Below are 15639 nucleotides of genomic sequence, written 5' to 3' on the forward strand. Positions count from 1 at the left end.
GGCCATGTTATACTTTGTCACAAAGGGAGAGTGATCGGCATGGAAGCGACGACACAACCGAGAGAACCGCAGATGGGCCTGACCTTCGAGCAAGTGTGGGCGATGTCCCAGGAAACGGATCGTATGTTGCAGGAAACGGCCCGGATAGTGCGGGAAAACTCGGAAGAACAGAAAAAGCGGAATGAGGAACTTGAGCAGGAGATGCGGAAATCCCGCGAAGAATTTGATCGGAGTATGCGGGAATCCCGTGAAGAATTTGACCGAAGGATGAAGGAGACCGACCGTCGCATGAAACAGACGGACAGGCAAATCGGCGACCTGGGCAATCGTTTCGGCGAGCTGGCCGAGCACCTGGTCGCGCCCAACATCGAGGAGAAGTTCAACGCGCTGGGATACCACTTCAACGGCTCCGCGAAATCTTTCGAGATCAAGGACGAAAAGGGGCAGTTCGCCGCTGAGATCGACATCCTTCTGGAAAACGGAGAGAGCGTCGTCGCCGTGGAGGTTAAGTCCAGGCCGGCGGGAAGCGACGTCAAAGCGCACAAACAGCGGCTGAATGTTCTCCGGAAGTACAAAGACAACGTGGGAGACAGGAGGAAGATTTACGGCGCTCTCGCCGGCGCGATCATGCCCCCTGGCGTGAAATCCGCCGCGCTGAAAGCGGGCTTTTACGTCATCGTCCAGACCGGCGACACGGTGGAGATCGACGTCCCCGAGGGCTTTACCCCGCGCGCCTGGTGATTTCCACAGGTCGGGACCCCTGACGGAAACGGACCGCGAGCTTGCGAAACGTATTGCGCCGCCGCTTTGAACAGGGTTTTTCCTCCATTCGGTATATTGCGCTGATCAGAAGGGCGGACACTCAGGTCCGCCCCTGCGATATAAGGTTAAAAATTCTTTCCAGTCCAGGGATTGACGACAGCAACTCCCGCGGCCTCAAAAGGGCCTGTGTCGCGCGTCGCCACAATGAAACCTTTCGCGGCTGCCATAGCGGCGATATATCCATCCGGCGTTGGAAAACCCCTGCCTTTGATTCTGGCCCTTACCGCCAGCTTCGAGTAATGACGTGCGGCCTCTACGTCGAACGCCAGCACTCGACCATCGAACAATTTAAGAACACCGTCGAGCATTTCAGAAAGGAGCCTCTTTTTTCGTCCTTCCGGCAGCGCTCCTATACCAAAAAACATTTCGGCAAGCGACACGCTGGATAAATAAAGGGTTTCGGCGGGCTGTTCGTTCAGCCATTTCAGAACTGCCGGATTCGGTTCCGGCTTCATCGCCTCGGAGACGACGTTGGTATCAAGGAGAATCATTCAAACGTCATCGGCTCGGCGGGCATTTTGCTTCGGGCTTGTTCAGGAATCATGCAATCCTCTCTTGAAAGTCCCAACCGGCTGCCGAGTTCCGCAAGGGCGTCTCCCATTTTTACGCGCTGTTCCGACTTCAGGCTGTTTTTCAAAATTTCCCGCGCCTCGGCCTCCATACTCCGGCCATTGACGGCAGCTCTCATGCGCAAGGCCCGGTGAACTTCATCAGGCACATTCCTGACCGTTAAAACCGGCATACGAATTCCTCCCTCCGCTTTCATTGACTGCTATTATACTTTATTTGACAGCATAAAGATCCACAAAGTGCCCTCACAATCATCGGGCGGCCCGAAGGCCGCCCGGTCAGGTTTTCGTTATTTTGTTATTTCATTATTTCTTCTTCCTTGCCGCCATCGGAAGCAGGAGCAGCGTCAGAAGAAGGAGCCCGAAGCCGCTCGTCGCGCATCCTCCGCCCCGGTGACGGCGATCTGTGCCGTCCTCGTCGGTCGTCAGAAACGTCTTGTCGCCGATGTCGGCGAAGGTCACGTACAGCGCCTGAGCGTGGGCCTCGCCGGGCTCGTCCGCGAAGCTCCACTCCACTCCGTCCACGACCAGCCCCTCCAGGGCCTCCAGATCCTCCGCGATGCCCGCGATCTGCATGGCGTATGGCTTTTCATTTCCGCCGGCGCTCCGGTACGGGCTCAGGGCGTTTCTGTCAAAGTCCAGCAGCCCCAGCGTCACCATTGAGTAATACCAGTTGTCCAGGGCCACGTAGGTTCGCAAAGGCTGGTGAGACAACGTGACGGAGGTCTCCGAGGCGGCGATGGGGGCCTGAATCACGAAGAACAGACCGTCTCCGGTCCACTCCGCCGTCAGCTTCCACTGAGCTCCGGTGGGCTCCACCAGAACGTCCTCCAGCACCTCGAAGGGACGCCGGACGGCCCGCACCCGATAGGTCGCCGTGTTGGAACCGTCCGCCGAGATGACGGTGTAGGCCACCGCCTTCCCGTCCGAGAAGTTCCTGGGCGTGCCGTTGGTCGGAACGATCCGCGTCTCCGGGTTGGGCAGCCTGAAGGTCAGGGCCAGTCTCGTCAAATCCGTGTCCCAGGGCACCACCACCAGCCAGGTCCCGTCGGTCTGGCGCTCAAGGTTCTGCCAGTGAAGCCCGCCGTCGATGGACACTCCGCCGTAGGTGATGTTCGTGGAGGACAGCGTCGGGTCGGACGGTTCAGGCTCAGGCAGAGGCGTGGGCTCCGGAACGGGGGCCGGAACAGGAACCGGCTCGGGCGCGGGCGGGTTCTCCCGGTTCACCTGCACGTCGTAATACTTTGTGCTCCCGTCCTCCGCCGTGACCTCAATGTGCACGTGGTTTTCGCCGGGGTTCAGGGTCACGGGCGCGTCCTGATTCTGAGAAAAGCTCCCGTCGCTGTAAATGTGCGCCACGGACCCGGACGCGCTTCCCACGTCCGACGGCCCGAGGGTTCTCTGTCCGCTGGGCACGGTTACCGTCTCCGCGTCGGGCGCTCCAACCGTGCCCGCGCCTCCGGAGTCGGTCACGGGCTGCCCCGCGATGGTGGTCAGCCCCGCGTCGGCGCTGAGCGTCTTCGCCCGGTTCACCATCACGTCGTAGTATTTCGACGTCACGTTGTCCTCCGCCGTCACCTTCACGTACAGGTGGGCGGTTCCTCCGTCCGGTACGTTCACAGCCCCGTCCTCGTTGTTGGTGTAGTCATTGGACGGGTAGATGTGGACCGTCGCGCCCGTCGCTGCCACCACGTCCGAGGTCGTTATCGACGACTTCCCGCTGGCCGTGTCCACGGCGATGACGACGGGGTTCGACGGGGAATCCCCGCCCACCGTCGTCCCGAATGGGCCATTGCCCGCCACGGAGATCAAATTCGCGTCGGAGCTGGCCACTTTTATTCGCGCCACGGTCACGTCGTAGTGCAGGGCCGTCGTCCCGTCCTCCGCGATGACCGTCACGAACAGGTGTACGCTGCTTCCATTCGCTGGGAGCGGCAGGGGCGCGTCCTGGTCGTGAAGGAAGCTCACGTCCGAGTAGATGTGCGCCGTGGCACCGGAGGAGAACAGCAGATCCGAAAGGGCAATGGACGCCTGCCCCGTTGGAACCACCGCGGAGGCCGTCAGGGGCGCATCGCTGGTCCCCGCCTCGGTCCCCGGCGTCACGGACACTCCCGCCACCGCCGTCAGTTCCGCGCTGGGGCTGGGTTCTTTCGCCCGATTGTCCGTCACGTCGTAGTACTTCGTCGTCCCGTCCTCCGCCGTCACCCTGATGTAGATGTGGGCGGTTCCGCCCTCCGTCACGTTCACCGGCAGGTCCTCGTTTTGGGAGAATCCGCTGTCGCTGTAGATGTGGACGCTGGCGGAAGGCGCTCCCGCGATGTCCGGCAGACCGATGGACGACTGACCGCTCCCCGTCCCGATGGTTACGGCTATGGGAGAATCCGGCGTGCCCGCTCCCGCTCCTGCCGGAACGGGCTGGCCGGCGATGGAGGTCAGGCTCGCGTCGGAGCTGAGGTGTCGGGGCCGCTTCACCACCACGTTGTAATACCGGCTGGTGCTTCCGTCCTCCGACGTGATTTTCACGTACACGTGGGAGTCCACGCCCGGTGTCAGGCTCACCGGAGAATCCTGGTTCTGAGAAAACCCGCCGTCGCTGTAGATGTGCACCGACGCGCCCGAGGAGCTGCCGATGTCCACCAGAGTCAGGCTCGACTTCTCCTCCCGCGTGGTCAGGCTGACGATCTTCGGGTCATTGACTGTTCCCGCCTGGTTTCCCGGCGTCACGGGGGTTCCGGCCACGGAGGTCAGATCCGCGCTGGAGCTGAGGATTCTGTCCCGGTTCACCGTCACGTCGTAGTACAGCGTCGAGCTCCCGTCCTCCGACGTGACCTTCACGTAGGCGTGGGTCGCGCCGCCGGGAGTCAGAGCGACGGGCTGGTCCTGATTCTGGCTGAAGGCGCTGTCGGAGTAGATGTGGACCACCGCGTCCGGGGCTCCGACGACGTCCGCGAGGGTGATGGTTCCCTGCCCGCTGGCAACGGTTATGGCAGCGGTCTTCGGCGTCCCGTAGATTCCGGTCCCGCCCCCCGGCGTCAGGTTGTGACCCGCCATGGAGACGAGGCCCGCGTCGTTGTTGGGACGGTTCACGATCACGTCGTAATAGAGCGTCAGACTCCTGTCCTGGGCCGTCGCTTTCACGTAAACGTGGGTGTAGTCCCCCGGGTTCAGGGCGATGGACTGAACGGGGGCGGCAAAATTTTTGTCCGTGTAGACCGTCACGCTCGCGCCCGCCGAGCAGATCACCTCGGTAGCCGCCAGAGAGCTCTTGCCCCTGTCCACGATGACGGCGGCGGTCTGGGGGCTGGAGATGGACGCGCCGGACCCCGCGGTGGACACGCCTATGCCCGCCACTGAGGTCAGGCCCGCGTCACTGCCGGGGCGGCTCACCGTCACGTCGTAATAAGACGTGGTGACCCCGTCCTCCGCCGTCACCTTCACGTACACGTGAGCGGATCCGCCCGACGGCAGGGTCACCGCCGTGTCCCGGTTCTGGGAGAAGCCCGGGTCGCTGTAGATGTGGAACGAGGCGTCGAACGCGCAGACGATGTCCGAGGTGGTTATCGAGGGCTTGGAGCTGGGGACGGATACGGAGGCCCGGCCGGGGCTGTCGGCTGTTCCTCCGGCGACCGTCAGGAGGACGTCCGCCACGGAGGTCAGCCGTGTGTCTGTGTTGAGGACCTTTGTGATGGAGAAGGTCCCGGAGTTCGCGCCCCTGTAGTTGTTGATCCCCGTCAGGGTCACCGTGGCCAGGCCGGGGGCGGTGTTGTTGGAATAGGCCGTCGTGTAGTCCGTGCCCTGGACCAGGGTCTTCGGGCCGCCCGCGGCGGTTCCGTCCTTCACCGACAGGGCCGGGATGAGCGGGGACCCGGTGTAAGTCTGGTCGGGGATCGTCTCAATGGTGGCGGTGGAAATGTCTTTGGGGAGAATGACGAAGCTCCCCATCGCCGTGCCGCTGTAGTCGCCGCCTTTGAGCGTGACGGAGACGGCGGCCGTGCCCGCGTTGACGTTGCCGCTGAAGCTCGCGTCGTACTCCGAGGGCGCGAACTGTCTGCCAGCCGCGTCGGAGACGGCGAGGTCCGGGACGATGGCCGCGCCGGTGTAGGTCTGGTCGGAGATGGCCGCGATGATCAGGCCGTCGTCGGGGATGGGGTTGATGGTGAAGGTTTTGGTGGCCGAGCCGTCGTAGTTGCCCGCAAACGTCACCGTCGCTTTGGCCGTGCCGGCCTCGGTGTTGTGGTCGTAGCCCACGATGTAGTCCGTGCCGGAAACGAGGGTCTTTGGGCCGTCCGCGGCGGTTCCGTCCACCACCGACAGGCTGGGGGTGATGGCCGAGCCGGTGTAGGTCTGGGGTGGAATATCGTCGATGCGGGCCGTCGTGGAGAGGTTTTTGCGTTTGATGGTGAAGTCCGCGGATATGTTGTCGCCGCCGTAGTTGCCGATGAACTTCACCAGGACCGAGGCCGTGCCGGCGTTGACGTTGTTGAAATAGGACAGGGTGTAGTCCGTGTTCACGACGAGGGCCGTCGAGCCGTCCATGACGGTGGGGGCGGGGGTGAGGGCCGCGCCGGTGTAGGTCGGGGCATCGGACACAGCGACGGCCACCGAGCCGGCGTCTTTCGGGTTGATTTTGAGGCTGATGATTTTGACCTCGCTGGTTTCGCCCTCGTTCGCGGCCGTCACGGAGACGGTGTAGGTCCCGGCCTGGGTGGGCGTGCCGGCGATGGTCGAGCCCGACAGGCTCAGGCCCGGCGGCAGGCCGTCCGCCGTGATGGAGGTGGGGCTGCCCGTCACGAAAAGGCCGACCTTGTAGGCGGTCCCCACCGTGCCGTCCCTCAGGGTGGGCGTGACGACCTTCGGGACGGGATATTTGACGGTGATAGACATAGTAAAAGTTTCTATATTTCCAGTGGAATAACGACTGAAAGAGTATTTAAACTGCCACGTGCCGGCTTGCGTGGGCGTTCCTACAATACCAGCCGGTTTAGGCGTCAGCCTGAGCCCGGGGGGAAGGTCGCCGCTGGCCATAAAAGCTTCATTTTCATATGCCAAACCAACGCCGTATTTCTCCCCCACGTAGCCATCGCGCAGAGGAATCACTACATCCTCCGCCGTCAGCAGCGGCGGATCTCCATCCGCCGCCTCCGCCCAAAACGGCGCGCCCAGCAGCAGGAAAGCCAGGCAGATAAAAAGGTAAAGTTTAGGGCCGTGCGGCGCGCGGCGTGCGCGACCGGCCTCCCCGTTGGATGTCAGGCGCGGAAAAGACATGACATAACCCCCTTTTGCCATTGTTAAATTCTATAAATTTCCTAAATTATATCATGCGAACCACAGCGCCCGCGAACATTTGCGTCTGCTTTCCGTCAGCTCAGGAGTTTTGCCGGAGAGCTCATCTGCTATGCTGCGGCATAGAGGGATGTCAGGTCGATATCGTTGTTTTCGCGGTGCTTTTTATTTACGAAAGGTATAGTATGAGTGAAAATACAAAGAAAGGATAAAAGGGAAGGATAAAAAGGAAGGATGGCGAGAAGGAAGTAAGTTTCGTAAGTTTCGATGGAAGCAAATCTTTTAGAGGGGGTGCGTATCGACATGGGCGGAAAAAAGATGCTGCTGGGCAACGAAGCTATAGGGGAAGCCGTTGTTGCCGCCGGATGTCAGGTTGCGACGGCTTATCCGGGGACGCCGTCCTCGGAAATTCTTCCCTCCATTGCCGGATGTGCGGATCGGATTGGCGCTCCGGTGCTGACGGAGTGGGGAGGCAACGAAAAAATCGCTTTTGAAATGGCGGTGGGAGCCGCTTTCGCCGGGGCTCGAACCTGTACGCTCATGAAGCAGGTGGGCCTGAACGTCGCTGCCGATGCCTTCATGACCGCGGCTCTCTACGAGCTGAAGGGGGGCATGCTGCTGATCTCCGCGGACGACCCGGGCCCTCACAGCTCTCAGAACGAGCAGGACAGCCGGTTTTTCGCCATGTTCGCTCAGATTCCCTGTCTCGACCCGTCTGATGCCAAAGAGGCTGCGGCCATGGTGGCGGACGCCTACGCGCTCTCGGAAAAACACGGGATACTCGTCATGCTGCGTCCTACCACCCGTGTTTCTCACTGCCGGCAGGCCCTGGAGCCGGTGGAGTCCTTTGCGTCGGGGTCCGAGGTAAAGTTCGAGCGCAATCCTTCCCGCTGGATGAGCCTGCCCGCCATAGTGCGGACCTCGCACCCGATGCACAACGCCAGAATCGCGAAAATCCGCGGAGAATTCGAGACGGAGTGGGGTAAATACAACCGCGAATATCCCGCCGCGGGGAAGGCGAAACTGGGGATTATCTCCGGAGGGGTCAATTTCACCATGCTTCGCGATCTTCTGCAGGATTGGGGACGGGACGACGTTTCCATTTTGAAGATCGGGACGCCTTATCCTCTGCCCGATGCGCTCGTGAGGGATTTTATCGCCCGGCACGAGCAGGTCCTGATTCTGGAGGAGACCTCCGCCGTCATCGAATCGCAGATTTTCGACCGCGGCAAAGTCCGGGGCCGTCATGACGGCACGGTGCCCTCGGCGGGAGAACTGCTTCCCGAGACGCTGGAGAAAATCGTTCTGGAGGTTCTTGGGGAGACGCCCCAAAAGCGCGACCTGTCCGAGCTGCAAAGCGCTCTGGACGACCTGCGGGTGACGCCGCGTCCGCCTCGCCTCTGCGCGGGCTGTCCTCACCGGGCCAGCTTCTTTGCCCTCAGACAGGCGATCCCCGGCGCGATCAATCCCTCCGACATCGGATGTTACTCCCTGGGATTTTCTCAAAAGGGAGTCGACGCCACCCTGTGCATGGGAGCTTCCGTGTCTCTGTCCTCGGGGCTGTTTCTGGCTCACAAAGCGACGGGACAGAAGCGCCCCGTCGCGGCCACCATCGGAGACTCGACCTTCTTCCACATGGGGGTTCCCGGTCTGATCTCCGCCGTCTACAACCGACACGCCTTTGTTCTGTGCATTTTGGACAACAGAATCACCGCCATGACGGGGGGCCAGAGTCACCCCGGCCTTGGAGGGAAACTGCGCGAAAATGAAGCGGGAGTCGCGGTTCCCATGGAGGCTCTGATTCGGGGCTGCGGCGTGACCTTTGTGGAAACCGTGGACGCTTACGCTGTCTCGGCCGGAACAGACGCCGTGAAACGCGCGTGGGAACACGCGGAATCTCATCAGACTCCGGCCGTGGTCATCTTCAGGCATCCCTGCGAACTGCTGCGGGAACCCCAGGATATCGTACCGATGACCGTCCTGCGGGAAAAGTGTATCGGATGTCGTTACTGCATCGACTATTTCGGCTGCCCGGGGCTGTCCTTCGATGCGGGGACGAAAAAGACCTCGATTGACGTCAAGGCCTGTGTGGACTGCGGCGTCTGCGCATTCGTCTGTCCCCACGGGGCCATTGTTAAACGGGAGGAGGCGCGGTCATGAATCGGGGAATGCAGTACATCATCGCGGGGGTGGGAGGACAGGGCATCCTCTTCACGAGCAGAGTGCTGGGGAAAATTGCCATCGACAAAGGACTTCCCGTGATTGGCAGCGAAGTGCACGGCATGGCCCAGCGGGGGGGATCGGTGATCAGTCATTTCAGGGTGGGCAGCTTCTTCGGGCCCCTGATTCTGTCGGGACACGCGGATGTGGTCATGGCCTTCGACCAGAACGAGGGAATCCGGAACCTGTCCTTTCTGAGGAAGGGAGGAACCTTCATCGTCAACGTCCAGGACTTTTCGGCCCTTGAAAACCCTCATCTGAAAAAATATCTTGCGGACAACGAGATTCGGACCTGCGCCTTTCCCGGCTTCGACATCCTGAGAGAGCACATGGGGGGAAAACTCCTGTTTTTGAACGTTCTGATTTTGGGCGCGGCCAGCGGGGCGGAAGTCGAGGGCTTTGAGGAAAACAACGTCATTGCCGCCCTGAAGGAACTGGCGCCGCCGAAGCATCTGGAGGCAAATCTGAAAGTTTTCGAACTCGGACGCCAGGCCGCCCTTAACTCCTGAGAATGCGCTTCCCCCAATGAACAGAAACAATCGGAGAAGCGCCGCCTTTACCCTGGTGGAAGTCCTCGTGACGCTGACCATTGTTGGAACGCTTGCGGGAGCGGTGAGATTCGCTCCCGTTTCACTGTTCCGGCGGGACGACACGAAGGCGGAGGCGCAGCATCTGGCCCGGTGGCTGATGGGGATCATCACGATTTCCAACCAGACGGGGAGGGCTTTCACCCTGGACTGTCCCGGCAACGAATCCCGGGAGACCCTCAGCGTCGTTTTCCAGTCTCCCCGGGAGGAAGTGAAGTACGTCCCTCGGGGAAAATGCAGCTTTCGCCGCTACAACAGCAACGCGACGGCGGAAAGTTTCTACCTCCCCCGGTGGAACACCCTGACGCCCGCGCTGACCATTCGCGTGGCCAACGCCCGGGGAGAATGGCACTTCGTCATCGTCTCCCTCTACGGGAGGGTGCGCACGGACAGCTTCCCCTCCGCCGGCAGCTCCTGAATCATTTCCTTCAGCCCCTCCCTCAGGGAGACGAGAGGCGCGTAGCCCAGAAGTTCTCTCGCCTGATCTATTGAAGCCGAAGAGTGTTTGATGTCGCCCTTTCGAAAATCTTCATAGAGAGGGGTCAGATTTTCCGGCAGGGCAAGCTCCCCTTTGAGGATGGCGAAAAGCTCGTTCAGCGTGGTGACGGTTCCGCAGGCGATGTTGTAAACCTTTCCCACGGCGTCCTGTCTTTCTGTGAGGGCCGCCAGAACGTTGCTCCGGACGACATTTTTCACGTGACAGAAGTCGCGGGTGGTCTGACCGTCGCCGTAGATGGTCACGGGCTCGTTGCGCTTCAGCGCGTCGATCCATCGGGGAATCACGGCGGCGTAGGGACCGTTCGGGTCCTGTCGGGGGCCGAAGACGTTGAAATAGCGCAGCCCGATGCACTCCAGCCCGTAAAGCCTTCCCCAGACGTCCGCGTAAATCTCGTTGACAATCTTGGTGGCGGCGTAGGGGGAAAGGGGTCGTCCGGTTCGTTCCTCCCTGGCGGGAAGGGACGGGTTATCTCCGTAAACCGCGCTGGAGGAGGCATAGACGAAGCGGCGTACGCCGTTTTCTGCCGCCGCCTGCAGCATGTTGACAAATCCTGTGGTGTTGCTGTCGTGAGCCTTCAGGGGGTCGGCGATGGACTGAGGCACGGAGCCCTGAGCCGCGTGGTGGAGAACGAAGTCCACGCCCTCGCAGGACCCGGCGCAGTCGGTACGGTCTCGAATGTCGCCCTCCCGCAGGTGAAAGCGTTTTTTCCCACCGGATTCGGCCCTGCGAAGAACGTCGTCGATGTTATGCCGGAATCCTGTACTGAAGTTGTCGAGTCCGACGACCTCCTGGTCGGCCTGCAAAAGGGCTTCCACGAGATGGGACCCGATGAATCCCGCCGCTCCCGTCACCAGCCAGCGATATTTTTTTGCCCCGTCAAGCCCCAATAATTCAGGGGAATACGCGTTCGAGTTCATGTTTTTTTCATCCTTACCTTCCTTACTGTCCTTACTTTTTTCAGTTATATCAGTCCTGTCGGGATATTTGCCGCAGGGCTCAGGCTCAGGGCCGGTGCAGATCCTCCGTCATCCGGTGGAACTCCGCCAGAGCCCGATCGGGAGCGATGTCCGCCAGACAGTCCAGCGGGCACCTGTAATCCCGACAGCCCGCTTTGGGACAGGTCACCCGCACTTCCCGAAACCAGGGCATACGGAAGTTCATCTCCCAGGCGTCCGTAACGCCAAAAAAGCCCAGAGTGGGAGTTCCCGTCAGGGAGGCGAGGTGCAGCGGCCCCGTGTCGTTTCCCACAGCGACGGTACATTCTCTGGCGATGGCCGCCATCAGCGGAAAGGGCGTCTGACCCACCAGATTCAGAACCTGGCTGCTTTTCTCCAGACCTTCCTCGATCTTTTCCGCCGTCCGGGCTTCGTCGGGACCGTGCCCGTTCAGGACAATTCCCCAGCCCTCGTCGATCAGCGGTTTCAAAAACGCGATCCAGTGCGGGATCGGCCAGAATTTTTGCGGTTTGCTGGCGCCAATGACGGCAAACAGCCTGCGAGGAAGCAGGGGAGCCAGGAGAGAACGAGCCCTCTGCAAATCCGCGGGCGCGGCAAAAATGGAGGGTTCGTCCCGGGAGGTGAAGTCCACTCCCAGCGCGTCCAGATATTCCCAGTGGGTGGTCGTGTAGGCGAACTGCAACCCGCTGTTGTAGCCCAGCCGCAGAGGAATCCCGCTGAAGAGGGAAATGAAGGCCGCGGCGCTTCCCCGGTGCAGACTGACGAGATACCTGCAGTTCAGCTTCCGGATTTGGCTGAGAACTTTCGGAAAATCGAGAGGGTGTTTTTTCACGTTCCAGAAGAGCAGATTGTCGATGTAGGGTTGATTTTGAAGAAGCGGCCCGTACTCCGGGCGGGTCAGAAAAGTGATCCGGACCCCGGGGAACTTGAGGGTAAAACGATGAGCCGCCGCCGCCGCTCGCAGGACGTCGCCAAAGGCGCTGAAGCGGATCCAGAGGACCCGATCTCCCGGCTGAGGGCGCGCTACGCCCATGAGGAGGTCCTTTCATCGTGGGGATTCAGGACATATTGGATGGCCCTGCAGTATTCCTCGAAGGAGCGCCTCATGGAGAAATCCGCCGCCCGTTTCTTCAAAATTTCCGGAGCCATGGGAGATTCGAGGGTCTCGCGGAGGGCTGCCGCCAGGGCGTCGACGTTATTCTCCGGGACGAGGCGTCCCCATTTTCCGTCCTCCAGAATTTCTCGGGGACCCTGCCTGTTGCCGGCCGAAATGACATTGACGCCGCAGGCCAGGGCTTCGGCCAACAGGCTGGGAAAGTTCTCGTGGCTGGACATGAGAACCATCAGAGCGGCCTTCGCCATATACGCGGAGGTCGCTCCGCGCTCCAGAAAACAGATGTCGTCTCTGAGCTTCATCACCTCCGCCAGGGTCTCCAGGCGTTTGCGATCCTCTCCCTCTTCAGCGACGATCATCAGGCGGGCAGGGAAATTCATTTCGTCCCGCAGCAGTGAAAAGGCCCGAAGCAGGACGTTCATCCCCTTCAAATGCACAGGATCTCCGGCGCAGAAAATCACCGGAGGCTTATTTTCCTCCGAAGTCTGAAACCAGGGATGTTTCACAGGCTCGGCTATCCGGGCCGTCACCCAGGGGCCATCCACAGGATTGTAAATGACGCGGATTTTTCTCCGGGGGACGACCCTCAGGGCCATCAATCCCCTGGCGATGCCCCGGGAAGCGCATACGCAAAGTTCCGCGTTTCTGTACAGGAATCGCGCCGGAATCGCCCGCCGCCACCGCTGGAATTTTGATTTTTCCGCCTTGCGGAGCTCCAGCATGTTGGGTTCTGAAACGATCAGGCGAAAAAAGAAATGAAACAGCTGCTTTCCCATAGCTGCCAGACAGTTGGCAGTGTACCCGAAGGAAAGAACCACGTCCGGCTTTGCTTTTTGAAAATAATGAGCGAGGCGCAAAAGAGGAATGCCCGACCTCAGGGCGTGAAGGGGATTGTCCAGCGAAACCACGCTGACGGCCGAAGAGTGCAGCGACAAAAATTCCCCTTCTCCATGCAGAAGAGCCAAATCCACAACAAAATCTTCCTTTCGAGAGAGCTCGTCCGCCAAAAATGGCACAATCCTCTGGATGCTCTCAAAACGAAGATCGCTGCAAAGCAGAGTTATCCTCATGAAAGCGGCCCGCCTGGGATCGGGACCGCAGCCAGCGCGAACGTCGCCGATTTACGCGTTCGCCCGCTGTCGCAGGTTCTCAAAAAGATCCTGACGTTCGGCGTTTTGAAGGGCGATTTCAGCCATCAGCGCGGACTGCTCTTCCCGGTGCTTCTGGTTCTGGCGTTCGATGGCGAGTTTTCTGTTTCGCGCCTCGGCGAGCTCCTGAGATTTTTTCACCATCTCCGTGTGACGGTCCATCATCTGAAACGTCGTTTGCGTGTTGGCAGTCTGGGCCTCTTCTACCTTGTCGAGAGCTTCTTCCCGCACTTCCTCGGGAACGACGGCGTGGGGGCGAAAATTTTCAGCGGCCCCGTACGCGGCAAATCGTTCTGCGGAAATGTACTCCCTGATCGCTTCTATTGCCATCGATGCAACCTCCCCGCATTGTTGTATGTCGCAGTATGTCGTACTGGCGGGAACCTCCCGCTCTACTATTATATACCTTTATGCAACCTTTCTTCTCCGAAAAAGATGATATCTTCGGCAATGGTCCCTGGAGTATAATGACCCCGTAAGCTGTATTTCAGCAGAGCAAAGCGGAGGAGTGGAGCGGATGCGCGGCAAGACTAAAAAGGGATCTGTCGTTTTCGTGGCGGTTATCGCCGCGTTCCTGACGCAGGCGGGAATCGTTTCGGCCCAGCCGGTGATCGCGGCCTATCAAAAACTGTACGACATGAATTTTCAGGTCTGGCAGCCGGAGGGACTTCCCATGGGATGGTACGTCACCTTCGATGGCTATCCGGTGGCTCAGGTCGCACGGAATCACTGGGTTTACGGCCGGCCGGGCCCGGGAGGGAGCATCGTTCCTCTCGACGTGGCGGTGGGGTCCGTGGTCCCCATGGACGTCCCCGAACTTGCCCGGGCCGTTGTCTCCGGATGGCGGCGCGGGGTCCTGGATACGCCGGAGTTTCGCGCCGTCACTCGTTTGGGTTTTGACAACATTGGCGTCCTTGGGGATCCTCTGGCTTTTGTCCCCGTGGCTTGGAAAACGGGAGACGCGGAGCTGCTGATCTGGCTGGGAGACCACTGGTACAGCCTCGTTCCCGCCGGCGGGCAGAGCACCTATGACGCTCTGAAGAACAGACATTCCTTTATCGTGAAAACCCTTGCGGAAAAAGCGGAAAAAAATATCGTCTGGACCAGATCCGACACGGAAGATCTGGCCGACCTTTCCAGGGAATGGGGTTATGTCTGGCGCGGAATCATCCCCTTCGCTTCTCTGACCGCCATGGGGCAGGGCGGGGGTGAGAGCTCCACCACCACGGCGGGTGCTTTTGCCGGTATCGGAGGAAGCGGCGGTGGAACGGGGTCCGGCGGTCAGTGGGATGTCGGCGGAGACAGCGGCTCGACCACCGGCGGAGGCAGCGGCGGCTGGGATACCGGCGACAATTCCGGCGGCGGAAGCAGCGGCGGCGGCAGTGGCTGGGACACCGGCGGGGGGAGCGGCAGCGGCGGCAATACCGATGTCGGAAGCGGAAGCGACGGAGGAAACTCCGGCGGGAACAGCGGTGGAGGCTGGGACAAATGAGAGAAGAAGACGTGTACGAACTCCTGGACAGAGCCTGTGAATCAGAAGATGCAAGCGAGATGGCGGCGCTGGTGGACAGAGCTCTGGAGCTGGACCCGGACAATCCCGAAGCTCTTTTGTTCAAAGCCGACCTTATGGAAGACGAAGAGGGGAAACTTCCCGTTCTGGAGAGGGCGCTGGCCGAGGCGGAGCGTTACCTTCAGGAGGAAGGTCTTTCCGGAAACGACATTCTGGAGGACGAAACGGGGCAGGTGTACCTCGCTCTGTTGCAGCGTCTGGCCTACCTGCTGTTTTTCATGGAACGGGACGACGAGGCGATGGAGCGGGTAGAGGAGTTTTTACGCTATGACAGCGAGGAGCAGGAGAGTGTGAAGGATCTGTATTATTGCATTCTTCTGGAACGGGAAGAATGGTCCAAGGTTCTGGAGACCGCGATGCAGGATTCGGAGCGAACTCTGGGATGGGCCTACGCCAGAGTGATCGCGTCGTTTATGCTTCTGAACGGGAAAAATCCCGACAGCCTTTGTAAAATGCTGTGGGAAGCGGTACGCATGTCGCCAAACGTCCCCTTCTATATGATGGGCTACATTCCCGACCCTGTGGATGAATCGGAAGAGGAAAGCGAGGACTTTCACTTCGCCGTTTTGTTTGAAAATGTACTGTCCCTTTCCCGGGATTTTCTCAACTGGTTTTCCTGCGCCACCATCCTCTTTGGCCTTCTTTCGAATCGATTCGGGGAGGAGAGGGAGGACATGGAGGAAATTCTGGACGCTCTGGGGGGAAAGGCGGACTACGAGGAAATTTCCCGGCAGCTGCCCGGGGGCCTGGACGATCGGACGATTGTCGATGCCCTGATAACCGGCGGCTATCCCCATACATCCGCTAAAAAGGACGTCAAAAAATCCGGCAGGCGCCGACCGGAGAAATAGGGAGCCTCGGAGGAGCGATA

General features: G+C 60.3%; 13 protein-coding genes. 6 read left to right on the plus strand and 7 right to left on the minus strand.

Going from position 1 to position 15639, the window contains the following annotated elements:
• On the plus strand, positions 1–741 hold a 741-nt coding region (locus tag LBR61_02025), incomplete at its 5' end, for a hypothetical protein (GenBank protein MDR1730851.1).
• 146 nt (positions 742–887) lie between these two features.
• On the opposite strand, the gene LBR61_02030 is transcribed toward LBR61_02025, so the two are convergent.
• From LBR61_02030 to LBR61_02040, 3 genes are all read right to left on the minus strand, one after another.
• On the minus strand, positions 888–1313 hold the full coding sequence (locus tag LBR61_02030; GenBank protein ID MDR1730852.1) for a type II toxin-antitoxin system VapC family toxin: 426 nt from the start codon (positions 1311–1313) through the stop codon (positions 888–890).
• Complete coding sequence (locus LBR61_02035; GenBank protein MDR1730853.1) at positions 1310–1564, minus strand: Arc family DNA-binding protein; 255 nt, start codon at positions 1562–1564, stop codon at positions 1310–1312. Before LBR61_02035 ends, LBR61_02030 begins: the two co-directional genes overlap by 4 nt.
• Positions 1565–1697: 133 nt before the next feature.
• Positions 1698–6656 carry a cadherin-like beta sandwich domain-containing protein gene (locus LBR61_02040; GenBank protein MDR1730854.1) on the minus strand — a complete coding sequence of 1653 codons (4959 nt, stop codon included), beginning with the start codon at positions 6654–6656 and terminating at the stop codon, positions 1698–1700.
• Between the two features lie 321 nt (positions 6657–6977).
• On the opposite strand from LBR61_02040, the gene LBR61_02045 reads away from it, so the two are divergent.
• The 3 genes from LBR61_02045 to LBR61_02055 are packed head-to-tail and all read left to right on the plus strand — an operon-like array spanning position 6978 to position 9899.
• Positions 6978–8834 carry a 4Fe-4S binding protein gene (locus LBR61_02045; GenBank protein ID MDR1730855.1) on the plus strand — a complete coding sequence of 619 codons (1857 nt, stop codon included), beginning with the start codon at positions 6978–6980 and terminating at the stop codon, positions 8832–8834.
• Positions 8831–9403, plus strand: coding sequence for a 2-oxoacid:acceptor oxidoreductase family protein (locus LBR61_02050; protein MDR1730856.1), 573 nt, complete (start codon positions 8831–8833; stop codon positions 9401–9403). Before LBR61_02045 ends, LBR61_02050 begins: the two co-directional genes overlap by 4 nt.
• Positions 9404–9419: 16 nt before the next feature.
• On the plus strand, positions 9420–9899 hold the full coding sequence (locus LBR61_02055; protein ID MDR1730857.1) for a prepilin-type N-terminal cleavage/methylation domain-containing protein: 480 nt from the start codon (positions 9420–9422) through the stop codon (positions 9897–9899).
• Here LBR61_02055 and LBR61_02060 read toward each other — a convergent pair.
• From LBR61_02060 to LBR61_02075, 4 genes are all read right to left on the minus strand, one after another.
• Complete coding sequence (locus LBR61_02060; protein ID MDR1730858.1) at positions 9851–10897, minus strand: SDR family oxidoreductase; 1047 nt, start codon at positions 10895–10897, stop codon at positions 9851–9853. The two genes, LBR61_02055 and LBR61_02060, sit on opposite strands and share 49 nt — an antisense overlap.
• 85 nt (positions 10898–10982) lie before the next feature.
• Entirely contained in the window at positions 10983–11969 is a 987-nt protein-coding gene (locus LBR61_02065; GenBank protein MDR1730859.1) for a glycosyltransferase family 9 protein, read from the minus strand.
• On the minus strand, positions 11960–13120 hold the full coding sequence (locus LBR61_02070) for a glycosyltransferase (protein MDR1730860.1): 1161 nt from the start codon (positions 13118–13120) through the stop codon (positions 11960–11962). Before LBR61_02070 ends, LBR61_02065 begins: the two co-directional genes overlap by 10 nt.
• A 51-nt stretch (positions 13121–13171) precedes the next feature.
• Complete coding sequence (locus LBR61_02075) at positions 13172–13528, minus strand: hypothetical protein (protein ID MDR1730861.1); 357 nt, start codon at positions 13526–13528, stop codon at positions 13172–13174.
• A gap of 187 nt (positions 13529–13715) precedes the next feature.
• On the opposite strand from LBR61_02075, the gene LBR61_02080 reads away from it, so the two are divergent.
• Entirely contained in the window at positions 13716–14690 is a 975-nt protein-coding gene (locus LBR61_02080) for a hypothetical protein (protein ID MDR1730862.1), read from the plus strand.
• Positions 14687–15619 carry a hypothetical protein gene (locus LBR61_02085; GenBank protein MDR1730863.1) on the plus strand — a complete coding sequence of 311 codons (933 nt, stop codon included), beginning with the start codon at positions 14687–14689 and terminating at the stop codon, positions 15617–15619. The genes LBR61_02080 and LBR61_02085 overlap by 4 nt, the downstream gene beginning before the upstream one ends.
• Positions 15620–15639 lie beyond the last annotated feature (20 nt).

Source organism: Synergistaceae bacterium, from assembly GCA_031272035.1.
Classification (GTDB): Bacteria; Synergistota; Synergistia; order Synergistales; family Aminobacteriaceae; genus JAISSA01.